Annotated in this window: 24 protein-coding genes; 19 read left to right on the top strand and 5 right to left on the bottom strand. The window is 73.1% G+C overall.

What is annotated here, in order from left to right; translation table 11 throughout:
* From ACXVGS_RS03265 to ACXVGS_RS03255, 3 genes are all read right to left on the bottom strand, one after another.
* Positions 1 to 801: a hypothetical protein gene (locus tag ACXVGS_RS03265; protein ID WP_458535417.1), complete on the bottom strand. Its 801-nt coding sequence runs from the start codon at positions 799 to 801 to the stop codon at positions 1 to 3.
* Positions 802 to 862: 61 nt separating this feature from the next.
* Positions 863 to 1,552, bottom strand: a complete 690-nt coding sequence (locus ACXVGS_RS03260) for a hypothetical protein (protein WP_458529605.1) — start codon at positions 1,550 to 1,552, stop codon at positions 863 to 865.
* Positions 1,553 to 1,685: 133 nt separating this feature from the next.
* Positions 1,686 to 2,909: a DUF222 domain-containing protein gene (locus tag ACXVGS_RS03255; protein ID WP_458535416.1), complete on the bottom strand. Its 1,224-nt coding sequence runs from the start codon at positions 2,907 to 2,909 to the stop codon at positions 1,686 to 1,688.
* Between the two features lie 611 nt (positions 2,910 to 3,520).
* On the opposite strand from ACXVGS_RS03255, the gene ACXVGS_RS03250 reads away from it, so the two are divergent.
* Positions 3,521 to 4,099: an HIT family protein gene (locus tag ACXVGS_RS03250; RefSeq protein WP_458529603.1), complete on the top strand. Its 579-nt coding sequence runs from the start codon at positions 3,521 to 3,523 to the stop codon at positions 4,097 to 4,099.
* Positions 4,096 to 4,638, top strand: a complete 543-nt coding sequence (locus tag ACXVGS_RS03245; protein ID WP_458529602.1) for an MOSC domain-containing protein — start codon at positions 4,096 to 4,098, stop codon at positions 4,636 to 4,638. The genes ACXVGS_RS03250 and ACXVGS_RS03245 overlap by 4 nt, the downstream gene beginning before the upstream one ends.
* A gap of 26 nt (positions 4,639 to 4,664) precedes the next feature.
* Here the strand turns inward: ACXVGS_RS03245 and ACXVGS_RS03240 are convergent, their stop codons facing one another.
* A complete protein-coding gene (locus ACXVGS_RS03240) occupies positions 4,665 to 6,779 on the bottom strand; it encodes an elongation factor G-like protein EF-G2 (protein WP_458529601.1) in 2,115 nt (704 codons plus the stop codon).
* Between the two features lie 69 nt (positions 6,780 to 6,848).
* On the opposite strand from ACXVGS_RS03240, the gene pgsA reads away from it, so the two are divergent.
* The 7 genes from pgsA to ACXVGS_RS03205 all read left to right on the top strand — a co-directional run bounded on the left by pgsA (position 6,849) and on the right by ACXVGS_RS03205 (position 13,951).
* Positions 6,849 to 7,460 carry a phosphatidylinositol phosphate synthase gene (gene pgsA / locus ACXVGS_RS03235; protein WP_458529600.1) on the top strand — a complete coding sequence of 204 codons (612 nt, stop codon included), beginning with the start codon at positions 6,849 to 6,851 and terminating at the stop codon, positions 7,458 to 7,460.
* Positions 7,457 to 8,404, top strand: coding sequence for a phosphatidylinositol mannoside acyltransferase (locus ACXVGS_RS03230; RefSeq protein WP_458529599.1), 948 nt, complete (start codon positions 7,457 to 7,459; stop codon positions 8,402 to 8,404). Before pgsA ends, ACXVGS_RS03230 begins: the two co-directional genes overlap by 4 nt.
* Positions 8,401 to 9,591 carry a glycosyltransferase family 4 protein gene (locus tag ACXVGS_RS03225; protein WP_458529598.1) on the top strand — a complete coding sequence of 397 codons (1,191 nt, stop codon included), beginning with the start codon at positions 8,401 to 8,403 and terminating at the stop codon, positions 9,589 to 9,591. The genes ACXVGS_RS03230 and ACXVGS_RS03225 overlap by 4 nt, the downstream gene beginning before the upstream one ends.
* Positions 9,588 to 10,145, top strand: coding sequence for a hypothetical protein (locus tag ACXVGS_RS03220; RefSeq protein ID WP_458529597.1), 558 nt, complete (start codon positions 9,588 to 9,590; stop codon positions 10,143 to 10,145). Before ACXVGS_RS03225 ends, ACXVGS_RS03220 begins: the two co-directional genes overlap by 4 nt.
* A gap of 151 nt (positions 10,146 to 10,296) precedes the next feature.
* Positions 10,297 to 11,211 carry a pyridoxal 5'-phosphate synthase lyase subunit PdxS gene (pdxS, locus tag ACXVGS_RS03215; protein WP_458529596.1) on the top strand — a complete coding sequence of 305 codons (915 nt, stop codon included), beginning with the start codon at positions 10,297 to 10,299 and terminating at the stop codon, positions 11,209 to 11,211.
* 174 nt (positions 11,212 to 11,385) lie between these two features.
* Complete coding sequence (locus ACXVGS_RS03210; RefSeq protein WP_458533409.1) at positions 11,386 to 12,399, top strand: RNA polymerase subunit sigma-70; 1,014 nt, start codon at positions 11,386 to 11,388, stop codon at positions 12,397 to 12,399.
* A gap of 79 nt (positions 12,400 to 12,478) precedes the next feature.
* Entirely contained in the window at positions 12,479 to 13,951 is a 1,473-nt protein-coding gene (locus tag ACXVGS_RS03205) for a DNA-3-methyladenine glycosylase 2 family protein (RefSeq protein WP_458531967.1), read from the top strand.
* Here ACXVGS_RS03205 and kynU read toward each other — a convergent pair.
* Entirely contained in the window at positions 13,944 to 15,188 is a 1,245-nt protein-coding gene (gene kynU, locus ACXVGS_RS03200) for a kynureninase (RefSeq protein WP_458536613.1), read from the bottom strand. The two genes, ACXVGS_RS03205 and kynU, sit on opposite strands and share 8 nt — an antisense overlap.
* A gap of 43 nt (positions 15,189 to 15,231) precedes the next feature.
* Here kynU and pdxT point away from each other — a divergent pair, with 43 nt between their 5' ends.
* The 10 genes from pdxT to ACXVGS_RS03150 form a co-directional block, all read left to right on the top strand.
* Positions 15,232 to 15,855, top strand: coding sequence for a pyridoxal 5'-phosphate synthase glutaminase subunit PdxT (pdxT, locus tag ACXVGS_RS03195; protein WP_458529592.1), 624 nt, complete (start codon positions 15,232 to 15,234; stop codon positions 15,853 to 15,855).
* 78 nt (positions 15,856 to 15,933) lie between these two features.
* Entirely contained in the window at positions 15,934 to 16,689 is a 756-nt protein-coding gene (locus ACXVGS_RS03190; RefSeq protein ID WP_141788294.1) for a YebC/PmpR family DNA-binding transcriptional regulator, read from the top strand.
* Between the two features lie 95 nt (positions 16,690 to 16,784).
* Entirely contained in the window at positions 16,785 to 17,309 is a 525-nt protein-coding gene (gene ruvC / locus ACXVGS_RS03185; protein WP_458529591.1) for a crossover junction endodeoxyribonuclease RuvC, read from the top strand.
* Complete coding sequence (ruvA, locus tag ACXVGS_RS03180; protein ID WP_458531966.1) at positions 17,306 to 17,905, top strand: Holliday junction branch migration protein RuvA; 600 nt, start codon at positions 17,306 to 17,308, stop codon at positions 17,903 to 17,905. Before ruvC ends, ruvA begins: the two co-directional genes overlap by 4 nt.
* Positions 17,902 to 19,026: a Holliday junction branch migration DNA helicase RuvB gene (gene ruvB / locus ACXVGS_RS03175; RefSeq protein ID WP_458536612.1), complete on the top strand. Its 1,125-nt coding sequence runs from the start codon at positions 17,902 to 17,904 to the stop codon at positions 19,024 to 19,026. Before ruvA ends, ruvB begins: the two co-directional genes overlap by 4 nt.
* Before the next feature lie 231 nt (positions 19,027 to 19,257).
* Positions 19,258 to 19,671 (top strand): preprotein translocase subunit YajC, encoded by a 414-nt coding sequence (gene yajC / locus ACXVGS_RS03170; protein WP_458531071.1) that lies wholly within the window; start codon positions 19,258 to 19,260, stop codon positions 19,669 to 19,671.
* Between the two features lie 2 nt (positions 19,672 to 19,673).
* Positions 19,674 to 21,452, top strand: a complete 1,779-nt coding sequence (secD, locus tag ACXVGS_RS03165; protein WP_458531965.1) for a protein translocase subunit SecD — start codon at positions 19,674 to 19,676, stop codon at positions 21,450 to 21,452.
* Positions 21,449 to 22,606, top strand: a complete 1,158-nt coding sequence (gene secF / locus ACXVGS_RS03160) for a protein translocase subunit SecF (RefSeq protein ID WP_458531964.1) — start codon at positions 21,449 to 21,451, stop codon at positions 22,604 to 22,606. The genes secD and secF overlap by 4 nt, the downstream gene beginning before the upstream one ends.
* A gap of 8 nt (positions 22,607 to 22,614) precedes the next feature.
* Positions 22,615 to 23,151, top strand: coding sequence for an adenine phosphoribosyltransferase (locus ACXVGS_RS03155; RefSeq protein WP_458531963.1), 537 nt, complete (start codon positions 22,615 to 22,617; stop codon positions 23,149 to 23,151).
* Between the two features lie 79 nt (positions 23,152 to 23,230).
* A partial coding sequence (locus tag ACXVGS_RS03150) for a RelA/SpoT family protein (RefSeq protein WP_458536626.1) occupies positions 23,231 to 24,177 on the top strand: 947 nt, incomplete at its 3' end.

The following is a 24,177-nucleotide window of genomic DNA, read 5'->3' as shown; positions in this document are numbered from 1 at the left end:
CTAGTCAGCGTCCGGTGGCCGTGCCGGTCGGAGCGACGCGGCGGCCCGCCGAACGACCGGCATGCCGCGCAGCAGCACCGGGGTCGCGAGCACCGCGGCGAGATCGAACCAGCCGTAGCCGCCGGCGGCCCCGCTCGGCGGGTTGCCGATCGGGATGTGCCCGGTCGGGTCCAGCGGCTGCCAGGCCCAGGTGCCGATGGCCGTGCCGAGCAGCTCCAGGTAGGTCACGACGACGAACGCGCCGACGAAGAGCAACGCCGAGCGGCCCCAGCGCAGGAAGCCGAGCAGGCACAGGAACCAGAATGCCCCGAGCACGTCGTGGCGAGACGACAGGAGCAGGCCCCACACGGCATACCCGCCACCGCCCACGACGGTGAGGGTGACCAGCGCCCGCCGGTGCGCGGCGAACAGCCGCGAGCGTCCCAGGGCCAGGGCGCACAGGTACACGAGGCCGTGCCCCGGCGGGACGAAGGAGGGGACGTTGCCGAGGCGGTAGGTGTAGACCCCCAGCCAGCCGGAGAACGTGTACTCCACCGCCGTGGCGAACAGCACCACCACCGCGACCTGGACCCGCACCGGGGTGGTCTCGCGACGGGTCAGCACCAGCAGCAGCAGCCAGGTGGCGGCACCCAACAGGCCCTGCGCCGCGAGGGAGGCGTGGCGGTCGAGCAGGAGCAGGGTGGCGATCCACGCCATCACGGTCGCCGGGACGCCGAGGTCCACGGCCAGCGTCGCGGTGCGGGGGCGGTTGACACGGACGCGCCGCCGCGGCCGCTCCAGCAGACCCGCGATTGTCGTCACAGCCGGCAGCGTTGCAGCGGACGGGCCGGGCGTCCTCGCCCCTTTGGACGAGGGGCGTCGGTCAGCCTCCCGGCACGGCCGCGGGCCTGCGCAGGCGTTCGGACAGGCCGGCGAACAGCAGCCCCGTGGTGACGGCGTCCACGAGGTCCCCGAGCCGGGCGGCCGGCCCGGTGGCGCGCCTCATCCGCAGCCGGACCCGCAGGTGGAGCCGGGTACGGTCCCCGTCGGCGGGGTCAAGCTGGAGCGCCCAGCTCATGGCCAGGACCGCCGGGTCGGCAGCCGTGCCCTCCTGGGGCCAGCGCCAGCCGTTCCGGCGGTCGCGCAGGGAGGAGAAGACCAGGGAGGCCGGTGCGGTGACCGACGAGACCTCGAGCGCCGGTGTCCCCGGCCCCCAGTCAGGGACACGGTCCCCGGGGTTCACCTCCAGGAGTGCCGGGTCAAGATGGCGCAGCCCCCGGCGCCGCGGTGGCACGACGACCTCGAGCCAGGCGGGGAAGTACCAGCCGGCCCGGCCCTTGCCCAGCTGGAGCAGCCAGGGCCAGACCGCCGCCGGCGGGGCAGGGAGCAGGCCGACCCGGTCCATGACCACGGTGGCGTCGGGGACGAGGTCGTCCCCGGGAAGTGCCCTGGCGCGGTCGTGTGGCGTCACTTCGGGGGAGCGGTGCCGGAACCGGGCCGCTGCGACGACGCCGATGCCGACCACGGCGATGCCGACTCCCACCACCGCGCCGGCGAACCGATGTCTGCCCACGTGGTCATCGTGCCTGGCCGCCAGGCCGGGGCGCAGGCTCTCAGGCCCGTACCCACGCAGGTACCTCGCGTCCGGACATGCCTCGGTGACCCGCCGGGCTCGGGCGGGTCGCGGGGCGAGGGCGCTAGGTGTGTCAGGTGACGCCGAATGCGGTGACGGTCGCGGTGAGGCCGCGCTCGTGGACCAGGGTGTGGTGCCGGCCGCAGAGCAGGGCGAGGTTGGTCTGGTCGGTGGGTCCGCCGTCGCACCAGTGGGTGACGTGGTGGGCCTCGCACCAGGTGGGCGGGATCGAGCAGCCGGGGTAGGTGCAGCCGCCGTCCCTGTGCCAGAGCGCCAGCCGCTGTGCGGGGGTGGCGAGCCGGGTGGTGCGGCCCAGGTCGAGCGGCTCGCCGGCCGAGCCGAGCACCATCGGGAGGATGTCGGCCTCGCAGGCGAGGCGGCGCACGCACGCCGGGGTGAGCTGGTCGTCGGTCAGGGTCGTGGCGAGTCCGCGGACCTGGCCGCGCAGCCGGTCGAAGGGCAGGGTGATCACGACCTTGGTCTTGGCGCTCACGGGCACCCCGTCGGCGGCGGCCATGCCGCGCTGGAGGACGGTGAGCAGGGCGTCGCTGCGGCGTTGGGCCGGGGAGCGGGTGTCCGGCGCCTCGCCCTCGGGTGCGGGTCCGCCCAGGGCGGAGATGGCGGCGTGCACGAAGGCGGCGCCCTCGGGGTCCAGGCGCCAGGTGAACTCGCTGACCCCGCCGGCGCCGGGGCGCTCGTGCTGGGCCCGGGACTGGTGTTGGGCGGCGGCCAGGGCCGCGGTGTCGCGCTCGGGGGCGGCGCAGGCGACCAGGTGCCGGGTGGCCAGGGTCAGCTCCCGGTCGGTGCCGCTCACGGCCAGCGGGATGAGGATGTGCTGGTCGGCCTCGTAGTCCTGCGCGTCCACGAAGGGGCGGACCTGGGCCAGCGCGGACAGGACCTGGGCGGCCTTGCGGGCGGGCAGCGTCCCGGCGCGGACCGCCTCGGCCAGCGGGCCGTGGCACGGCATCGCGCAGGCGGTGGCCACGGTGACCAGCTGGTGTGCCTCGCGGACCGCGAGGCTGGGGCAGTGCCCGGCCACCCAGTCGGTCAGCGACGAGGCCCCGGAGGTGGTGGCGCTGCCGCGCTGGTCGGCGTCGGCGACCACGGCCAGGGTCAGCCGCTCGATGCCGCGGCGCAGCGCGTCGAGCTGTGCCAGGGCCTGGCCCAGCCCGGGCTCGGGCACCCGCCAGGTGTCCTGGGTCAGGGCCCGGTCCAGGCAGTCCAGGGCATCGGCCCGCGCACCCGCGACCGGGGTCGCCGGCCTGCACCTCGAGATCCCCCTGCATGGTTCGAACATACATTCGACCACTGACGGCACTCTGGAGGTTGCGTTTCGTCCACGACAAGGCAGATAACGGGCCTAAGCCGGACGGAGGGTGGACTCTCGCAACGGCACGGGGGAGGCGGCGGCCGCGACGGCCGGGGCGGCCCGCAAGAGACGCAAGGAGCAAGGAGCTGAGCACGCAGGTCCGCCGCGGCGGCCCTGCGGCGTCGGCCGGGGTGGCTCCTGCGGGGAGGCGTTCATGTGTGGGTGCCGCGAGTCGGAGCAGGCAGCGACGGCGTGTCGTCGGTCGCGCGAACCGGGCGCCAAGGCCAGCCGAGTCGGCCGCGGCTGGTCTTCCTGAGCCAGAGGCCATTGCCACGAAGTCTTGGCAACAGGGGGCGCCGCCAGAGCCGCGAGCCGCGGGTGCCGGCGACAGCCCTGGGCTCGGCCCAGGTTCCAACACCGTGAATAGATAACGGGCCCGAGGCGCGATGCCCATGGGCAACAGAACCACAAGCCAGCCGCAAGGAGAGGGGGTGCCCCGCGCCGCCGGCGGTCCGTGGGCAACGCACCGGCCGCGCGCCGATGGTCGGCGGGCAACGCCCCGGCCACGCCGCGACAACGCCGCTGCATAGGATCGGCGCATGACGCAGGACGTGGACGAGCAGGCCCGCGCACAGGGTGGAGCGACCGAGCCCGCGGCGGAGTTCGCCGGCGTCACGGACGGCTTCGAGCGCCTCTGGACGCCGCACCGCATGGCCTACATCAAGGGCGAGCGCCCGACCGACCACGCCGGCGACGGCTGCCCGTTCTGCGCGGCGCCCACCAAGGACGACGCCGAGGGGCTGATCGTCCACCGCGGCGAGAGCTGCTACGTCGTGATGAACCTCTTCCCGTACAACCCGGGCCACGTCCTGGTCTGCCCCTACCGCCACGTCAGCCTCTACGTCGACCTCACCGACGAGGAGACGGCGGAGTTCACCGCGCTGACCAAGGCCGCCATCGCCGCGCTCGACGCGTCGTCAGCACCGGCCGGCTACAACATCGGCATGAACCAGGGGTCGGTAGCCGGGGCCGGGGTGCGCGCCCACCTGCACCAGCACGTGGTCCCGCGCTGGGGCGGCGACTCCAACTTCCTGCCGGTCATCGGCCAGACCAAGGCCCTGCCGATGCTGCTCGAGGACGTGCGCCAGCGCCTCGTCGAGGCCTGGCCGCGCGGATGAGCGCCGTCGTCGAGGCGGTCTGTGTCAGCGGAGAGCACGCCTTCAGCAAGGAGTCCGTCGAGTCAGCCACGGTCCTGGATGGCCTCGGGCTCCAGGGGGACGCCCACGCCGGCGTGACGGTGCAGCACCTGTTCCGCATGGCGAAGGACCCGACGACGCCGAACCTGCGCCAGGTCCACCTGATGCACGCCGAGCTCCACGACGAGCTCCGCGCCGCAGGGCACCCCGTGCATGCCGGCAGCCTGGGCGAGAACCTCACCACCCGCGGTATCGCGCTGCTCGAGCTCCCGACGGGAGCTCACCTCCGGGTCGGGTCGTCCGTGGTGCTCGAGGTGACCGGCCTGCGCAACCCGTGCTGGCAGATCGACGAGTTCTCACCCGGTCTGCTCAGGCTGGTCCTGCGCAAGGAGGCCGACGGCACCGTCGTCCGCCGCGCCGGCGTGATGGCGGTGGTGCTTGAGGGCGGCGAGGTGCGCCCCGGCGACGCCATCGAGGTCGAACTGCCCGACGGCCCGCGAGCGCCGCTCCAGCCGGTCTGACGGTCGTCGCCAGGAGCCCCTGGGAGTCAGTGCTCCTCGAGGTGGGCCTTGGCCAGGGCGGGAGGCATCGGCTCGTAGCGCAGCATCTCGCGGGTGAACACGCCCGTGCCGTGTGACACCGAGCGCAGGTCGATCGCGTAGCGGGTGATCTCCGTCTGCGGGACCTCGGCGTTGATGGTGGTGCGGCCGGGCACCCCCGGCTCGGTGCCGATGACCCGCCCGCGCCGGGTCTGCAGGTCGGTCATGACCGCGCCCACGTGCTCGTCGGCGACGACGACGGCGACGAGGTCCACCGGCTCGAGCAGCACGACCGTGGTGGGTGAGGCCGCGTCCCGGAGAGCGAGGGCCCCCGCCGTCTGGAACGCCATGTCGCTGGAGTCGACCGAGTGGGCCTTGCCGTCGGTCAAGGTGATGCGCACGTCGACCATCGGGTAGCCGGCGATGACGCCCTTCTCCAGCTGGGCGCGCACCCCTTTCTCCACGCTGGGGATGAACTGCCGTGGCACCGCCCCGCCGACCACCTTGTCCACGAACTCGAAGCCCGCGCCGCGCTCGAGCGGCTCCACGGTGATGTCGCAGATGGCGTACTGCCCGTGGCCGCCGCTCTGCTTGACGTGCCGGCCGTGGCCGCTGGCGGCGGCGACGAAGGTCTCGCGCAGCGCCACCTTCAGCGGCTCGGCCTCGACGTTGACGCCGTAGCGCTCCCGCAGCCGTTCGAGCAGCACGTCGACGTGGGCCTGGCCCATGGTCCAGAGCACGACCTGGTGGGTCTCGGCGTTGTGCTCCATCCGCATGGTCGGGTCCTCGGCGACCAGTCGCTGCAGGGCGGCCGCCAGCTTGTCCTCGTCGGACTTGGTGACCGGGTGGATCGCCACGGGCAACAGCGGGTCCGGCAGGACCCACGGCTCGACCAGGGCGGGGGAGTCCTTGTCGCTCAACGTGTCGGCGGTCTCGGCCCGGGTCAGCTTGGCCACGACGACGATGTCCCCGGCGATGGCCGGCCCCTTGGGGCGCAGCACCTCACCCAGCGGCGAGGAGAGCACACCCACCTTCTCGTCGGCGTCGTGGTCGGGGTGGCCCTCGATGTCGTGCCCGGCGAACCGCTCCAGGTGGCCGGACACGTGCACCGTGCTGTCCGGGTGCAGCGTCCCGCTGAACACGCGCACGACACTCACGCGACCGACATACGGGTCGCTGGTGGTGCGCACGACCTCGGCGACCAGCGGCGCGGACGGGTCGCAGCGCAGCGCCGGCAGGGGGTCCCCGTCCGGGGTGGTGGCGCTCGGCAGCGGATGCATGGTCGGGGGCGGGAACGCGGCGGCCACGAGGTGCAGCAGCTCGTGCACACCCACGCCGGCCAGCGTCGACAGCGGCACGACGGGATAGAACGAGCCCCGGGAGACCGCGGTGAGCAGGTCGCTGATGACCGTGTCCAGCTCGACCTGCTCACCGGCGAGGTAGCGGTCGAGCAGGGTGTCGTCCTCGGACTCCTGGATGATCGCCTCGATCAGCTCCGAGCGGCGCGGGTCGATGGCGGTGCGCTCGGCCTCGCTGGCCTCCCGGGCACGGCGAGCGCCGGAGCTCACGTCATGCACCTGCTGGGTCAGCAGCCCGATGTTGCCGGTGACGGTGCCGTCGCCACCGGTCAGAGGCAGGTAGAGCGGCATCACCCCCTCACCAAGAACACGCTGGCAGGTTGCCAGCGTGTCCTCGAAGTCGGCCCGGTTCGCATCGAGCCGGGAGACCGCAATGGCCCTCGGCATGCCCACCGCCGCGCACTCCTCCCAGAGCAGCATCGTGGCCCCGTCGACGCCGTCGGTGGCGGACACGACGAAGATGGCGGCGTCGGCGGCGCGCAGTCCCGCCCGGAGCTCGCCGACGAAGTCGGGGTAGCCGGGCGTGTCGATGAGGTTGACGACGACCTCGGTTCCGGCGGCGTCGGTGGCGACCGAGGCCACGGACAGCTGGATCGAGCGGTCGTCGCTCGCCCGAGGCCGGTAGTCGGGGGTCGTCGCCGCGACCATGGCCTCGAACAGCGCCGTCTTGCCGCCCCCGCTGTTGCCGACCAGGACCACGTTGCGCAGCTCCTGCGGCGTGCGAGCCGAAGGTCCGGGGGAGTTCGGGGTGTTCTTCGCGCTCATGTCGACACGATTGCCCCATCGCCGCGCCGGCACAACCCCTGAGCGCGCGATCAGTAGTCTGAGGCCACCATGCTGAACCGATTCGCGCGCGCCCTCTTCACCCGCATCTTCACGCCGGTGGCCAGGCTGTTCCTCAAGTGGGGCATCAGCCCCGACGTCGTGACGATCGTGGGGACCGTCGGGGTGTGCGTCGGCGCCCTGGCGTTCTACCCCTTCCACCGGTTCTTCACCGGCACCGTGGTGATCGCCGTCTTCGTCTTCTCCGACACCATCGACGGCGTCATGGCCCGCCTGTCCGGGCGCTCGAGCCGGTGGGGCGCCTACCTGGACTCCACCCTGGACCGGGTCGGCGACAGCGCGATCTTCGGAGGCCTCGTCCTCTACTACGCCTCCGCCGGCCACAGTGCCGTCATGGCCTCCCTGGCGCTGGCCTGCCTCATCCTCGGCAGCGTGGTCAGCTACGCCAAGGCGCGGGCCGAGGGCCTGGGCATGACCGCCAACGTCGGCATCGCCGAGCGCGCCGACCGCCTCGTCGCCGTGCTCCTCGCCACCGGCCTGGTCGGCCTGGGCCTGCCGGAGGTCGTCCTCGGTGTCGTGCTCGGGCTGCTGGCCGTCGCGAGCCTCATCACCGTCTTCCAGCGGATGCTCACCGTGCGCCGCCAGGCCTTCGAGGCCGCGTGAGCCGGCTGACCGACCGGGCTGCGCTCACGGCATACCGGGCCGGCTGGACCCTGGTCCGGCGCCTGCCCGAGCGCCTCGCGTATGCCGTGTTCGACCTCATCGCCGACGTCGCCGCCCGGCGCGGCGGCTCGGGGGTGGCCCGGATGCGCGCCAACTACGCCCGGGTCCGCCCTGAGCTGGACGCGGCCCGCCTCGACGCCCTGGTGCGCGCGGGCATGCGCTCCTACTTCCGGTACTGGTGCGAGGCGTTCCGGCTGCCCGACCTGACCGAGGCCGACCTCGTCGCGCGGGTGCGCACGGTCGGCGACGCCCCGGTGCGGGCGCACCTCGGCGCGAGGCGGCCGGCCGTGATGTTCCTCGGGCACATGGGCAACTGGGACCTGGGCGGGGCCTGGTCGACGACCCAGCTCGCGCCGGTCACCACCGTCGCCGAGCGGCTCAAGCCCGAGGAGCTGTATGACGAGTTCCTCGGCTTCCGCGAGCGCCTGGGCATGCGGATCCTGCCGCTGACCGGCGGGTCCGACGTCTTCCGGGAGCTGACGAAGGCGTTGCGCGCCAACGCGTTCGTCGCGCTGCTGGCCGACCGCGACCTGACCGCGGGTGGTGTCGAGGTCGACTTCTGCGGGCACCGGGCACGGATGGCTGTCGGGCCTGCGGCGCTGGCCGTGACCACCGGCGCTGCGCTGCACCCGGTGTCGGTGCACTACGAGCGGCGGGTGACCGGCCGCGGGTACGACCTGGTCATCGTCTTCCACGACCGCGTGGAGGTGCCGGCGACAGGCACCACCCGCGAGAAGGTCGCGACGATGACCCAGGCGTGCGCCGACGCCCTCACCGGCGCGGTCCGCGCGCACACCGAGGACTGGCACATGATGCAGCGGGTGTTCGTCGAGGACCTCGACCCCGCGCGGATGCCGGTCGCGAGTGCCGAGGGGGCAGTGTGAGGATCGGCATGGTCTGCCCGTACTCCTTCGACGTCCCCGGGGGAGTGCAGTTCCACGTCCGGGACCTGGCCGAGCACTTCATCGCCGAGGGGCACGAGGTGTCCGTCCTGGCCCCGGCCGACGAGGGCACCCCCCTGCCGGACTACGTCCAGGGCACGGGCGGGGCGATCCCGGTGCGCTACAACGGCTCCGTGGCCCGCCTGGCGTTCGGCCCGGTGACGGCGCGGCGCGTCGGGCGGTGGATCGAGCGCGGCAACTTCGACGTGGTGCACATCCACGAGCCGGTCACACCGAGCACCTCGCTCCTGGCGCTGTGGGCGGTCGAGGGCCCGGTCGTGGCGACCTTCCACACCTCCAACCTGCGCTCCCGCGCGATGCAGGCGTCCTACCCCGTCCTGCGCCCCAGCCTGGAGAAGATCAACGGGCGCATCGCGGTCTCCGAGGACGCCCGGCGCACGGTCACCACCCACCTCGGCGGGGACGCCGTGGTCATCCCCAACGGCGTCTACGTCGCCCGCTTCGCCGAGGCGCCGGTGCGGCCCGAGTGGCAGGGCACCCCCGAGGCTCCGACCATCGCCTTCCTCGGCCGGATCGACGAGCCCCGCAAGGGCCTGCCGGTGCTCAGCCGCGCCCTGCCGCTCATCCAGCAGGCCGTGCCCGGGGTGCGGGTACTCGTGGCCGGCCACGGCGACGTCGACGCGGCCCGCGAGCGCCTGTCGCCCGAGTCCGCTGCCGCGTGCACGTTCCTCGGCGGGGTCAGCGACGCCGACAAGGCGAGCCTGCTGGCCTCGGTCGACCTCTACCTCGCGCCGCACACCGGGGGCGAGAGCTTCGGCATCGTCCTGGCGGAGGCGATGAGCGCCGGCGCCCCCGTGCTGGCCAGCGACCTGCCTGCGTTCGTGCGGGTCCTCGACGGCGGGGCCGCAGGGGCGACGTTCCGCAACGAGGACGCCGAGGACCTGGCCCGGGAGACGGTCCGCCTGCTGCAGGACCCGGCGGTGCGGGCCGACCTGGCTGCGCGCGGGCGCAAGCGCGCCGACATCTTCGACTGGTCGGTGGTCGCCGCCCAGGTCATGGCGGTCTACGAGACCGTGACCGCCGGAGCCCCCGTGGTGCGGCCGGCTAGCGAGCCGGCCTCGATGTGGTCGCGCTGGACGCGGGGCCGCGGTGCGGAGAGCGCCTCATGATGTCGAGCACGCTGTTCTGGGTGGTCGTCGTCTTCGCGGGCTGCGCGCTGGTGGCGTGGTACCTGTCCTACACCGCGGCCCGCCTGGACCGGCTGCACGTGCGCGTCGAGGGCGCCCACTCCGCGCTGGACGCCCAGCTGGTGCGCCGGGCCGAGGCGACGCTGGAGCTGGCCAACACCGGCCTGCTCGACCCGGCGAGCGCCCTGCTGCTGGCCGGGGCGTCCTCGGAGTCCCTGGAGTCCACCGACGCGGCGCTGCAGGGCCGGGAGGTGGTCGAGAGCGGGCTGTCCGAGGCCCTGCACCTGGCGCTGACCCCGGAGGTGGTGGCCGGTCTGCGCGCCGACGACGCCGTCGGTGCCCTGGCCCTCAAGCGCCTGGTCACCGCCGGGCAGCGGGTGCAGCTGGCGCGGCGCTTCCTCAACGACGCCGTCATCGACGTGCGCCGGGTCCGCCGCAAGCTGGTGGTCCGCTGGGTGCGCCTCGCCGGCCACACACCCCTGCCGCAGACCTTCGAGATCGACGACGACCTGCCGGCGGCGCTGCGCGACGCCTGAGCGGCGCACTTGCAGGGTGCGGCCGGGGGAGCAGCACGCCCGGGTGACGAGCACCGCACCTGCCCTGACCGGGCACGGACCGGCCCGGGCGTGCCTCTACGATGGCGAGTAGTCCCGTACCACCCTGAGACAGCGAAGAAGAGGCTCAGCCGTGTCTGCGCAAGAGAGCACCACCGCCACCGCACCCACCACTGGCACCTCGCGCGTCAAGCGCGGCATGGCCGAGATGCTCAAGGGCGGCGTCATCATGGACGTCGTCACCCCCGAGCAGGCCAAGATCGCCGAGGACGCCGGCGCCGTCGCCGTCATGGCCCTCGAGCGCGTCCCCGCCGACATCCGCGCCCAGGGCGGCGTCTCGCGCATGAGCGACCCCGACATGATCGACGGCATCATCGAGGCCGTCTCCATCCCCGTCATGGCCAAGGCCCGCATCGGCCACTTCGTCGAGGCCCAGGTGCTGCAGTCCCTCGGTGTGGACTACATCGACGAGTCCGAGGTCCTCACCCCGGCCGACTACGCCAACCACATCGACAAGTGGGCCTTCACCGTCCCCTTCGTCTGCGGTGCCACCAACCTCGGCGAGGCCCTGCGCCGCATCACCGAGGGCGCGGCCATGATCCGTTCCAAGGGCGAGGCCGGCACCGGTGACGTCTCCAACGCCACCACCCACATGCGCACCCTGCGCGCCGAGATCAACCGGCTGCGCTCCATGAGCCCCGACGAGCTCTACGTCGCCGCCAAGGAGCTCCAGGCCCCCTACGAGCTGGTCAAGGAGGTCGCGCAGGCCGGCAAGCTCCCGGTGGTGCTGTTCACCGCCGGCGGCATCGCCACCCCGGCCGACGCCGCGATGATGATGCAGCTCGGCGCCGAGGGCGTCTTCGTCGGCTCCGGCATCTTCAAGTCCGGCAACCCGGCCCAGCGCGCCGAGGCCATCGTCAAGGCCACGACCTTCTTCGACGACCCCGACGTGATCGCCAAGGTCTCGCGCGGCCTGGGCGAGGCCATGGTCGGCATCAACGTCGACGAGCTGCCCCAGCCGCACCGCCTGTCCGAACGGGGCTGGTGACCCGGCCGCTCGGCATACCGCCTGGTCCGTGAGCGGCCCCGGCACCCCTGGTGGGTGCCGGGGTCGCCTGCTGTCCGGCCCGGTCGTCCCGGTATGCCGGTTGGCCGGCTCACCGGGGCACCGATGAGTCCTCGCCGTGCCGGACGTTGAACGGGCATGGAGACTGGAACCCTGATGACCCGTCCACCCGCGAGCGCCACGCCGCAGGAGAGCCGGGGTGCGAACGCCCCGGCCGAGAGCGTCGGCGACCTCAGCGAGGCCGGCTTCACTGCCCTGGCTGCACGGCACCGCCGGGAGCTGCACGTGCACTGCTACCGCATGCTCGCCTCGTTCGAGGAGGCCGAGGACGCGGTGCAGGAGACGTTCCTGCGCGCGTGGCGCGGCCGGGACGGCTTCGACGGCAGCACCCTGGTGCGGGCCTGGCTGTACCGCATCGCCACCAACGTCTGCCTCGACGCGATCCGGCGCCGGTCGCGCCGGCCCGTGGCCGCCTCGAGCCACGCCGAGGTGCCGTGGCTGACGCCCTACCCCGACCGGCTGCTGGACGAGGCCGCGCCGACCGACGAGCAGCCCGAGGCCATGGTCGTCGACCGCGAGACGATCGAGCTGGCCTTCCTCGTGGCGATGCAGGCCCTGCCGCCGCGCCAGCGCGCCGCCTTCATCGTCCGGGACGTCCTCGGCTGGCCGGCCAGCGAGGCCGCGGACCTGCTCGGCACCAGCGTGCCCGCGGCCAACAGCGCGCTGCAGCGGGCCCGGGCGACGCTGCACGACCGGCTCCCGCAGCACCGCGGCGAGTGGTCCGCACCCGAGCTGGACGAGCAGGACCGGGCCCTGCTGGCCGCGTTCATCGACGCCCACGAGCGGTGCGACGCGGCGGCCGCGGTGGCGATCTCGGCCCAGGACCTGCGCGTCACCATGCCGCCGTACCCGATGGTCTTCGACGGTCTGCAGCAGGTCGCGGCGCTGCTGGAGCGGGCGTTCGGCCCCGAGCGCGACGGCGACTGGCGCCTGCTGCCCACGTCGGCCAACCGGATGCCCGCGGCGGCGAGCTACCTGCTCCGGCCGGGCGACACGGCATACCGGGCGTTCAAGCTCGACGTATTGCGGGTGCGCGACGGCCTGGTCGCCGAGATCACGACGTTCGGGCCGCAGCTGTTCGCCGAGCTGGGGCTGCCCGCGACCCTCTGAGTGCCCGGCGCGTGCCGCGGCCCGCGGCGGCGTCCGAAACCCGCCAGTGCGTCGGGTCCGGCCGCGCCATGATGGCTGCGTGACCGAGACCTTCGAGGCCCGCTACGCCGCGATCGCGAGCCGGGACCGCCGCCACGACGGGCGGTTCTTCACCGCGGTGCGCACCACCGGCATCTACTGCCGGCCCAGCTGCCCGGCGCGCACGCCGTACCCGGAGAACGTCACGTTCTTCACCACGGCGCCGGCCGCGCAGGCGGCGGGGTTCCGGGCCTGCAAGCGGTGCCGGCCCGAGGCCGCACCGGGGTCGGCGGACTGGGACGTGCGCGCCGACCTCGTGGCGCGGGCGCTGCGGCTGGTCAACGACGGGGCGGTCGACGAGGGCGGGGTCGCCGCCCTGGCCCGGCGGCTGGCGGTCAGCGAACGCCACCTGCACCGGGTCATGGTCGCCGAGGTGGGGGTCGGCCCGCTCGCCCTGGCCCGGATGCGGCGGGCGCAGACGGCCCGGCTGCTGCTCGAGGCCACCGAGCTGCCGGTGACGTCCGTGGCGTTCGCGGCCGGCTACGCCAGCATCCGGCAGTTCAACGACAGCATCCGCGAGGCGTTCGGCGCCGCACCGACCGACCTGCGCCGAGGGCGGCGGGCGGCCGCCGACGGCACCGGCGAGGTCGTGCTGCGGCTGACCCACCGGCTGCCGCTGGACCACGCGCCGCTGATGGCCTTCCTCGGTCTGCGGGCGGTGCCCGGCGTGGAGGAGTTCGACGGGACGACCTACCGCCGGGCGCTGCGCCTGCCGCACGGCGCCGGCGTCGTGACCGTGACACCTCACCCCGGCGAGGGACACGTCACCGCCCGGCTGCGGCTGGCGGACCTGCGCGATCTCACCCCGGCCGTACAGCGCACCCGCCGGCTGTTCGACCTCGACGCCGACCCCGAGGCGGTGTCCGGCGCACTGTCCCGCGACCCGCTGCTCGCCCCGCTCGTGCAGCGTCGCCCCGGCCTGCGGGTGCCCGGCCACGTCGACGGCTTCGAGCTGGCAGTGCGGGCGGTCCTCGGCCAGCAGGTCACGGTCAAGGGGGCGCGCACCCTGGCCGGGCGCCTGGTCGAACGGCTCGGCAAGCCCATGGACGCCCCCAGCGGTGCGGTGACCCACCTGTTCCCGACCGCCGAGTCGGTGGCCGAGGCCGACCTGTCGGGCCTGGGCCTGACCACCGGGCGGATGGACACGCTGCGGGCGGTCGCGAGCGCCGTGGCCGCCGGGGTGGTCGTCCTCGACCCGGGCGCCGACCGGGAGCAGACCCGCCGGGCACTGCTGTCCCTCAAGGGCATCGGGCCGTGGACCGCCGACTACGTCGCGATGCGGGCACTCGGCGACCCCGACGCCTTCCCGGCCGCCGACCTCGGCCTGCGCCAGGCACTGGAGCGCCTCGGCAGCCCGATGGACGCCCGGTCACTGACCCTGCGGGCCGAGGCGTGGCGCCCGTGGCGTGCGTATGCCGCGTTGCACCTGTGGTCCTCCCTGGCCGACGAGACTCCGGGTGCCGGTCTCAGGTGACCGCCGCGCGAGCATTGAACTCGGGCCGCTCGAACTCCTTGTCCCGCACCACGTCCAGCAGGTGCTGGGCGGAGGCGAGGACGTCGGCGTGCGACAGGTAGAGCGGGGCGAAGCCCAGGCGCACCACGTCGGGCTCGCGGAAGTCGCCGATGACCCCGCGGGCGATGAGGGCCTGCACCACGGCATACGCCTCCGGGTGGCGCAGCGAGACCTGCGAGCCGCGGCGCTCCGGGTCCCGCGGGGTGACCACCGGCAGGTCGAGCCCGAGGCTGTCGAGGCACTCGAGGAAGAAGCCCGTCAGCGACTGGCTGTGCGAGCGCACGTCCGCCATGGACAGCCCGTCGTATGCCGTGAGCGCGGCTTCCAGCCCCAGCAGCGACAGCAGGGGAGCGGTGCCGACCCGGGCCCGGGTGATCCCGTGGGCGGGGGCGTAGTCCGGGCTCATCGCGAACGGCGCCGCGTGGCCCTGCCAGCCGGTCAGCGGGTGGTCGAAGGCGTCCTGGTGGCGGGCCGCCACGTAGAGGAACGCCGGTGCGCCCGGCCCGCCGTTGAGGTACTTGTAGCCGCAGCCGACCGCGAGGTCGACCCCGTGCTCGTCCAGGCCGACCGGGTGCACGCCGGCGGAGTGGCACAGGTCCCAGCAGGCGAGCGCCCCGGCGTCGTGCGCGGCGCGCGTCAGCCCGGGCAGGTCCCAGAGCTCGCCGCTGCGGTAGTCCACCTGGGAGAAGGCGATGCAGGCCAGCCGGTCGGCGTGCTCGGCAATGGCGCCGGCGGCCTGCTCGTGGGGCACCCGCACGACCTCGAGGTCCATCAGCCGGGCGACCGAGGACAGGATGTGCAGGTCGGTGGGGAACGACCCGCCGTCGGTGAGCACAACGGGGCGGCCGGGGCGCATCCGCGCGGCGGCGACGAAGACCTTGAACAGGTTGACCGAGGTCGAGTCGGTGACCACGACCTGGCCGGGGGCGGCGCCGACCAGTGCGCCGATGCGGTCACCGGTGCGCTCGGGGGCGCCCCACCAGTCGAACTCGTTCCAGGACCGGATCAGGCGCTGGCCCCACTGGCGAGTGACCACGTCCTGCACCACGTCGGGAACGGCGGCCGGCAGCGCCCCGAGTGAGTTGCCGTCGAGGTAGATGACGCCCTCGGGGACGAGGAACCGCTCCCGGGTGCCGGACAGGGGGGACGTGGCGTCGAGGTCGCCCGCGCGGGCAGCCAGGTCAGCGTGCTGGGACATACCCCGCAACGTAGCGTCACCGGCACGGCATACGCTGGCGGGCGTGAGCCCTTCCCCCCTTCGCATCGGCGTGCTGGCCGTCCAGGGTGACGTCCGCGAGCACGTCCACGTCCTGTCCTCCCTCGGTGCCGAGGCCACCGGTGTGCGCCGGCCGCGCGAGCTCGACGAGGTCGAGGCGATCGTCATCCCCGGCGGGGAGTCGACGACGATGGACAAGCTGGTGCGGGCGTTCGAGCTCTACGACCCGCTGCGCAAGCGGATCGCCGACGGCATGCCCGCCTACGGCTCCTGCGCCGGGATGATCATGCTCGCCGACCGGATCGCCGACGCCCGGCCCGACCAGCAGACGCTCGGCGGGCTGGACATGACGGTGCGCCGCAACGCCTTCGGCCGCCAGGTCGACTCCTTCGAGGAGGACCTGCACATGCCCGAGGTCGTCGGCGCCGACGGCGAGCCGGTGCGCGCGGTCTTCATCCGGGCGCCCTGGGTGGAGCAGGTCGGCGAGGGCGTGCAGGTGCTGGCCACCGTCGAGTCGGGGCCGGCCGCGGGGCACGTCGTGGCGGTGCGCCAGGGCAACCTGCTCGCGACCTCGTTCCACCCCGAGGTGACCGGCGACCACCGGGTCCACGACTACTTCGTACAGATGGTGCGAGCGGCCCGCGCCTGAGCCACGCGCCGGCAGCCAGCCGACAGTCAGTAGGATCGTGCGGATTTCACGGATACCGAGCAGGGATAGGGAGACTCGATGAGCGGCCACTCCAAATGGGCGACGACCAAGCACAAGAAGGCTGCGATCGACGCCAAGCGGGGCAAGCTCTTCGCCAAGCTGATCAAGAACATCGAGGTCGCGGCCCGCACTGGCGGCGGTGACCCGGCGGGCAACCCGACGCTCTACGACGCCATCCAGAAGGCCAAGAAGACCTCGGTCCCCAACGACAACATCGACCGCGCCGTCAAGCGCGGCTCCGGCGCCGAGGCGGGCGGCGCCGACTGGCAGACGATCATGTACGAGGGCTACGCCCCCAACGGCGTGGCCGTGCTGATCGAGTGCCTCACCGACAACCGCAACCGCGCGGCGGCCGAGGTGCGCACCGCGCTGACCCGCAACGGCGGCCAGCTCGCCGACCCGGGCAGCGTGTCCTACGTCTTCACCCGCAAGGGCGTCGTCATCGTGCCCAAGGGGGACCTCACCGAGGACGACCTGCTCGAGGTGGTCCTCGACGCCGGCGCCGAGGAGGTCAACGACCTCGGCGAGTCCTTCGAGATCATCAGCGAGGCCGGTGACTTCGTCGCCGTCCGCACCGCCCTCCAGGGCGCGGGGATCGACTACGACTCGGCCGAGGCCTCCTTCGTGCCGACCCTGCAGGTCGAGCTCGATGCCGACGGCGCGCGCAAGATGTTCCGCGTCATCGACGCCCTCGAGGACAGCGACGACGTGCAGAACGTCTGGGCCAACGGTGACGTCAGCGACGACATCCTGGCCGAGCTCGACGAGGAGTGACCGGTGGGCGGCGCGTCGCTGTGGTGGCGCGCCGCCGGCACGGTAGGTTTCTCTCCGAACAGGTGTTCGGTGATCGTCGTGGCAAGGAGCCGGTTGTGCGCGTGCTTGGTGTCGACCCCGGCCTGACCCGCTGCGGCATCGGCGTGGTCGACGGCGGGCTCGGCCAGCCGCTGCGGATGGTCGCCGTCGGCGTGATCCGCACCCCGGCCGCCCAGGAGACCCACCTGCGCCTGCACGCCCTGCGCGGCGAGCTCGAGCAATGGCTGCAGCGCTACCAGCCCGACGCGATCGCAGTCGAGCGGGTGTTCGCCCAGGCCAACCTGCGCAGCGTCATGGGCACCGCCCAGGCCTCGGCCGTGGCGATGCTCGCGGCCGCCGAGCGCGGCCTGCCCCTTGCCATGCACACCCCGAGCGAGGTCAAGGCTGCCGTCACCGGCAGCGGCCGCGCGGACAAGGCCCAGGTGACCACGATGGTGACCCGCATCCTGCGGCTCGACACCCGGCCCCAGCCGGCCGACGCCGCCGACGCCCTGGCCCTGGCCATCTGCCACGTATGGCGCGGCGGGGCCCAGGACCGCCTGCAGCGCGCCGCCGCCGCGGCACGAGGCGGGGCCCGGTGATCGCCTCCGTCCGCGGCCCGGTGCTGTCCGTGGGCCTCGACTCGGCCGTGGTCGAGGTCGGGGGAGTGGGGCTGCTCGTGCACACCACCCCCGGCACCGCGGCCGGCCTGCGCCCCGGGTCCGCGGCCAGCCTGGCCACCACCCTGGTCGTGCGCGAGGAGTCGCTGACGCTCTACGGCTTCGCCGACGAGGACGAGCGCCAGGTCTTCGAGCTGGTGCAGACCGTCTCCGGGGTCGGCCCGCGCCTGGCCCTGGCCATGCTCGCGGTGCACGCCCCGGACGCCCTCCGCCGCGCCGTCTCCGACGGCGACCTCCACGCCCTGACCAAGGTGCCCGGCATCGGCAAGAAGGGTGCCGAGCGCATCGTGCTCGAGCTGCGCGACAAGATCGGCCTGCCCACCGGCGCAGCCCCGGTCGTGGTCAGCGGCAACGGCAGCGGCGCCCCGTGGCGGGGCCAGGTCCACGAGGCCCTCGTCGGCCTCGGCTGGTCGGCCAAGCAGGCCGAGGACGCCGTTGAGACCGTCGCGGTCGACGCCCCCGCCGATGCCACCGTGGCCACGCTGCTGCGCGCCGCGCTGCGGGAGCTCGGACGATGAGCCGCGACCTGCCCGCCGGCACCTACGAGATCTACTCCGACGGCTCGTTCGAGGCGACGACCAACCGGGTCATGGACGCCGGCAGCGACGACGACGAGCGCCGCGTCGAGGCGGCCCTGCGGCCCCGGCGCCTGGCTGACTACGCCGGGCAGACGCGGGTGCGCGACCAGCTCGGCCTGGTGCTCGAGGCCGCCCGGCGCCGCGGCGCGCCCCCGGACCACGTGCTGCTCTCCGGGCCGCCCGGGCTGGGCAAGACCACCCTCGCCATGATCGTGGCCGCCGAGCTGGAGCAGCCGATCCGCATCACCAGCGGCCCGGCGATCCAGCACGCCGGCGACCTCGCGGCGATCCTGTCCTCGCTGGCCGAGGGCGAGGTGCTCTTCCTCGACGAGATCCACCGCATGTCCCGGGCCGCCGAGGAGATGCTCTACCTGGCGATGGAGGACTTCCGGGTCGACGTGGTCGTGGGAAAGGGCCCCGGCGCCACCGCCATCCCGCTGGAGCTGCCGCCGTTCACCGTCGTCGGCGCCACCACCCGCTCGGGCCTGCTGCCGGCACCGCTGCGTGACCGGTTCGGCTTCACCGGCCACCTCGACTACTACGCCGCCGAGGACCTCGAGCAGATCCTCATGCGCTCGGCCCGGCTCCTGGAGGTCAAGGCCCACCCGCGGGGCATCTCCGAGATCGCCGGCCGCTCCCGCGGCACGCCCCGCATCGCCAACCGGCTGCTGCGCCGGGTCCGCGACTGGGCACAGGTCCACGGGCGCGGCGTGGTCGACGAGTTGGCCGCGCACACCGCGCTGGCCCTGTTCGACGTCGACGACAAGGGCCTGGACCGCCTCGACCGGGCCGTGCTCGAGGCGCTGTGCCGCCGGTTCGCCGGCGGGCCGGTCGGCCTGTCCACCCTCGCGGTGGCGGTCGGGGAGGAGTCCGACACCGTCGAGACGGTGGCCGAGCCCTACCTCGTGCGCGAGGGGTTCATGATCCGCACCCCGCGCGGCCGGGCCGCGGCCCCGCTGGCCTGGCAGCACCTCGGCCTGACCCCGCCGGCCCCGGTCGACCTCGGGGTCGCCCAGCCGCTGCCGTTCGGTGAGGGCGACGGTGGCCGCTTCGGCGGCTGAGGACGCAGGCATGCCGACCTGCCGGGTTGCCGGTCGAACCCGCGGGGGCGGCTCGCGGCATACCTCCGCGTTCATCACGAAATGGCGGCGCATGGGCGGGGTTCCTTGGTGCCTGTGGTGCCGCTCACCTAGACTCACGCGAACGCACCGGCTCCGTCCGGGACTTCCGCGCGTCCGGGGACGTTGTCCCCAGTGGTGCGTGTCAACCCAACTGTCGTGAAGGACTGACTCATGTCGTCACTGGCCACCGCGGCCGCCTCTTCGGGGGCCGGCCTCGGCAACCTGCTCATCTTCGCCCTGCCGATCCTGCTGATCGCGTTCATGTTCATGACGCAGCGGCGTCGCCAGCGCGAGGTGCAGGCCGTGCAGAGCGGCCTCAAGGTCGGCGACGAGGTGACCACGACCTCGGGCCTGCTCGGGCGCATCAGCGCCATCGACGACACCGTGGTCACCCTCGAGGTCAGCCCTGGCGTGCTGGTGCGCTTCGACCGCCGCGCGATCGGTGGTCCGGCTCCGGCCGGCGCCACCGCGACCCCGGAGGCCGCCGCGTCCGGTTCGGCCGCCGAGGCGCCGACGCCCACTGACGTGCCGGCCGAGGGCAGCACGCCGGCGGAGCGCCCGGACACCACCGGGGAGCGGGACTGACCGTGGCGATCAACCCGCGCAACCGCAAGCCGCTGCGGACCCTGGCGGCGCTGGCCGTGCTGGTCGTGGGCCTCTACGGCCTGCTGGCGGCCGTCGTCACCTGGGGCAGTGCCCAGTGGACGCCCAAGCTCGGCCTCGACCTCGAGGGCGGCACCCAGCTGATCCTCAAGCCGGTCATCACCAACGGCGGCTCGATCAGCCAGGACCAGATCAACCAGGCCGTCGACATCATGCGCCAGCGCGTCGACAGCACCGGCGTCTCCGAGGCCGAGGTGACCACCCAGGGCGGCTCGAACGTCGTGGTCTCCCTGCCCGGCACCCCGGACAAGGCCACGATCGACTCGCTGAAGCGCTCATCCCAGCTGCGCTTCCGTGCCGTGCTGGTCGAGGCCGCCGGCGCCCCGCAGCCGACCCCGACGTCCACCGGCACCGCGACCGCCCCGTCGGGCACGCCGAGCGCCAAGCCGACCTCGGGCTCCAAGGCCACCGCGCCGTCGGGGACCGCGACCACCAGCGCCAAGTCGGCCTTCCCGCCCGCGCTGAGCAAGGACACCACGCCCACGCCGACGCCCACGGCGACCGGCACGACGGGCTCGACCGGGACGACCGGCGCCAAGCCCAAGGACGCCAGCGACCTGGCCTGGATCACCCCCGACATCGAGAAGCAGTTCACGGCACTCAACTGCGCCAACCCGGCGACCCAGGCCAAGCTGGCGACCCAGATGGACGACCCGGCCAAGCCGTTGGTGACGTGCTCCCAGGACCGCCAGGCCAAGTACATCCTCGGCCCGGCCGAGGTCGTCGGCACCGACATCGCCGACGCGTCCTCGGGCTTCCAGACGACGCAGACCGGCGCGCAGACCAACCAGGTCGAGATCCAGCTCAAGTTCGACGCCAACGGCACCAAGAAGTTCGGCGACGTCACCTCGCGCCTGGTCTCGCTGCCGCAGCCGCGCAACCAGTTCGCCATCGTGCTCGACGGCCAGGTGCTCTCCGCGCCGGTGACCCAGAGCGCGATCACCGCCGGCACCGCCAGCATCACCGGCAACTTCACCGAGGCCAGCGCCAAGACGCTGGCCGACCAGCTGAAGTTCGGCGCCCTGCCGATGTCGTTCACGCCGCAGACCGAGGAGCAGGTCAGCCCCACGCTGGGCACCGACCAGCTCCAGAAGGGCCTGCTCGCCGGCCTCATCGGCCTGCTGCTGGTCGTCATCTACTCGCTGTTCCAGTACCGCGCCCTGGGCTTCGTCACGGTCGCGTCGCTGGTCATCGCCTCGCTGCTGACCTACGTCACGGTGGCGCTGCTGGGCTGGTCGCACGGCTTCCGGCTCACCCTCGCCGGCGTCACGGGCCTGATCGTGTCGATCGGTATCACCGCCGACTCGTTCATCGTGTTCTTCGAACGCGTGCGCGACGAGGTACGTGAGGGCCGGCACCTGCGCCAAGCCGTGGAGACCGGCTGGGCCCGCGCCCGCCGCACCATCCTGGTCGCCGACGGCGTCAACATGCTGGCCGCGATGGTGCTCTACATCCTGGCCACCAGCAACGTGCGCGGCTTCGCCTTCACGCTGATGCTGACGACCATCATCGACGTGGCCGTGGTCTTCCTGTTCACCCACCCGATCGTCGCCATCCTCGCCAACACGAAGTTCTTCGGCGAGGGGCACAAGTGGTCCGGCTTCGACCCCGAGCGCCTCGGCGCGAAGCAACCGTTGTATGCCGGTCGCGGCCGGGTCACGATCGCTGCGCGCCGCGCGGCAGAGGAGAGCGCGCAGTCATGACGAGCTTCGCCCAGTTCGGCAACGACCTCTACAGCGGAAAGCGGTCGATCGACTTCGTCGGGCGCCAGAAGGCGTGGTACGCCATCTCCGGCGTGATCCTCGTGCTGGCCCTCGTGGGCATCTTCGCCCGGGGCCTCAACCTCGGCCTGGAGTTCCGCGGTGGCTCCGAGCTGCGCGTCTCCGGCGTCAGCACGACGCAGGGCTACGAGGCCAAGGCCAAGGACGCCCTCGGCGGCCTGAACCAGGGCGCCGACGTCGTGGTCACCAAGCTCGGCACCGACTCCGTGCGGGTCCAGACCGAGAAGCTCAGCGACACCCAGACCGAGGATGCCCGCGCCAAGCTGGCCAAGGCGTTCGGCGTCGACGAGAACAAGATCTCGGCGTCCTTCATCGGCGCCTCGTGGGGTGCCTCGGTCAGCCAGAAGGCGATCACCGCCCTCATCTGGTTCCTCGTGCTCGTCGCGCTGACCATGGCGTTGTACTTCCGCACCTGGAAGATGTCCGCGGCCGGCCTCATCGCGCTGGTCCACGACCTGGTGATCACCGTCGGCATCTACGCGCTGTTCGGCTTCGAGATCACGCCGGCGTCGATGATCGGCTTCCTGACGATCCTCGGCTACTCTCTCTACGACACCGTCGTCGTCTTCGACAAGGTGCGCGAGAACACCGGCCAGGCGGTCGCCAACGGCCGGATGAGCTACTCCCAGGCTGCCAACCGGGCGGTCAACCAGACCTTGGTGCGCTCGATCAACACCTCGGTCGTGGCCCTGCTGCCGGTCGCGGCGATCCTCGTCATCGGCTCGGTGCTGCTCGGCCCCGGCGTGCTCGTGGACCTGAGCCTGGCGCTGTTCGTCGGTATCGCGGCCGGCACCTACTCCTCGATCTTCATCGCCACCCCGCTGCTGGCCGACCTGCGTGAGCGCGAGCCGGCGATGAAGGACCTGGCCAAGCGCGCCAAGCGCTACCAGGCGGCCCGGACCCGCGACGAGGCCAGGGCCGAGGAGGCCGGTGAGGTCGCCGCCGTGGACGAGGCCGGGGACTCCCACCGGGAGCCGGCCGCGGCCGGCGCCGGCCGGGCCTCGCGCCCGGTGCACCCCTACGTCACCGGTGGACCCCGCAACCAGCCCAAGCGCCCGCCCAAGAGCAAGCGCTGAGGAGAGCTGTGAGCACCGAACAGCAGTCCATCGCGCAGGTGGTCTCCGACCACCTGCGCGACATCCCCGACTTCCCCGAGCCCGGCGTGGCGTTCAAGGACTTCACCCCGTTGCTGTCCGACGGGGCGGCCCTGGGCGCGGTGGTCCGCGACATCGCCGACCGCTACCGCGGCCGGGTCGACCACATCGTCGGCATCGAGGCGCGCGGGTTCATCCTCGGCGCCGCCGTGGCCTACGAGCTCGGCATCGGCTTCGTGCCGGTCCGCAAGGCAGGCAAGCTGCCGGGGGAGACCCTGGGGGTGGAGTACGACCTGGAGTACGGCAGCGCCCACATCGAGGTGCACGCCGACGCGTTCGTCGCCGGCGCCCATGTGCTCGTCATCGACGACGTGCTCGCCACCGGCGGCACGGCCGAGGCGACCTGCACGCTGCTCGAGCGTGCCGGGGCCGAGGTCGTGGCGTTCGAGGCCGTGATCGAGCTCGGCTTCCTCGAGGGCCGGGTCAAGCTGGCGGGTCGTGAGGTCCACACCATCCTCACCGTGTGAGGGCACATAGACTCCTGTCATGAACGAGGACGTCGCGGGCGGCACGACCGGAACCTCCGCCCCCACGCAGGTCGAGCCCATGACCGGGCCGATCCCGCGCGTCCGCGCGCGGCTGGCCCGCTTCGGCGGTCCGCGCCAGGGGACCTACCGCGTCCTCGAGCCGCTGCTGCGCACTGTCCGGGCGACCCACCCCAAGGCCGACCTGACGGTCATCGAGCAGGCCTACGCCGTCGCGGAGCAGGCCCACCGCGGCCAGCTGCGCAAGAGCGGCGACCCCTACATCACCCACCCCCTGGCCGTGGCCACGATCCTGGCCGAGCTGGGCATGACGCCGGCCACGCTCGCCGCTGCGCTGCTGCACGACACGGTGGAGGACACGGCATACAGCCTCGAGGACCTCACCCGGGACTTCGGCCCCGAGGTCGCCATGCTCGTGGACGGCGTGACCAAGCTCGACAAGGTCACCTACGGCGACGCGGCCCAGGCCGAGACGGTGCGCAAGATGGTCGTGGCGATGGCCCGCGACATCCGGGTGCTGGTCATCAAGCTCGCCGACCGGCTGCACAACGCCCGCACCTGGCGCTACGTCTCGCAGGAGTCGGCGCAGCGCAAGGCACGCGAGACCCTGGAGATCTACGCCCCGCTGGCGCACCGGCTGGGCATGAACACCATCAAGTGGGAGCTGGAGGACCTGTCCTTCGCGACCCTCTACCCCAAGGTCTACGACGAGATCGTGCGCCTGGTCGCCGAACGGGCGCCGGCCCGGGAGGAGTACCTCGCCGGGGTCCGCGAGCAGGTCAACAACGACCTGCGTGCGGCCAAGATCAAGGCGACGGTCACGGGCCGGCCCAAGCACTACTACTCCGTCTACCAGAAGATGATCGTGCGCGGCCGCGACTTCGAGGAGATCTACGACCTCGTCGCGGTGCGGGTGCTGGTCGACACGGTCCGCGACTGCTACGCGGCGCTGGGCGCGCTGCACGCCCGGTGGAACCCGGTGCCGGGGCGGTTCAAGGACTACATCGC

The sequence above is a fragment of the Oryzihumus sp. genome (assembly GCF_054325275.1).
This window is presented reverse-complemented; position numbering and strand designations above follow the sequence as displayed.

Coding starts and splice junctions, on each gene's coding strand:
- ACXVGS_RS03255 (WP_458535416.1), bottom strand. CDS start 2,909: ATGTTCGAACCATGCAGGGGGATCTCGAGGTGCAGGCCGGCGACCCCG.
- ACXVGS_RS03250 (WP_458529603.1), top strand. CDS start 3,521: ATGACGCAGGACGTGGACGAGCAGGCCCGCGCACAGGGTGGAGCGACC.
- ACXVGS_RS03245 (WP_458529602.1), top strand. CDS start 4,096: ATGAGCGCCGTCGTCGAGGCGGTCTGTGTCAGCGGAGAGCACGCCTTC.
- ACXVGS_RS03240 (WP_458529601.1), bottom strand. CDS start 6,779: ATGAGCGCGAAGAACACCCCGAACTCCCCCGGACCTTCGGCTCGCACG.
- pgsA (WP_458529600.1), top strand. CDS start 6,849: ATGCTGAACCGATTCGCGCGCGCCCTCTTCACCCGCATCTTCACGCCG.
- ACXVGS_RS03220 (WP_458529597.1), top strand. CDS start 9,588: ATGATGTCGAGCACGCTGTTCTGGGTGGTCGTCGTCTTCGCGGGCTGC.
- ACXVGS_RS03210 (WP_458533409.1), top strand. CDS start 11,386: ATGACCCGTCCACCCGCGAGCGCCACGCCGCAGGAGAGCCGGGGTGCG.
- kynU (WP_458536613.1), bottom strand. CDS start 15,188: ATGTCCCAGCACGCTGACCTGGCTGCCCGCGCGGGCGACCTCGACGCC.
- ACXVGS_RS03190 (WP_141788294.1), top strand. CDS start 15,934: ATGAGCGGCCACTCCAAATGGGCGACGACCAAGCACAAGAAGGCTGCG.
- ruvB (WP_458536612.1), top strand. CDS start 17,902: ATGAGCCGCGACCTGCCCGCCGGCACCTACGAGATCTACTCCGACGGC.
- yajC (WP_458531071.1), top strand. CDS start 19,258: ATGTCGTCACTGGCCACCGCGGCCGCCTCTTCGGGGGCCGGCCTCGGC.
- secF (WP_458531964.1), top strand. CDS start 21,449: ATGACGAGCTTCGCCCAGTTCGGCAACGACCTCTACAGCGGAAAGCGG.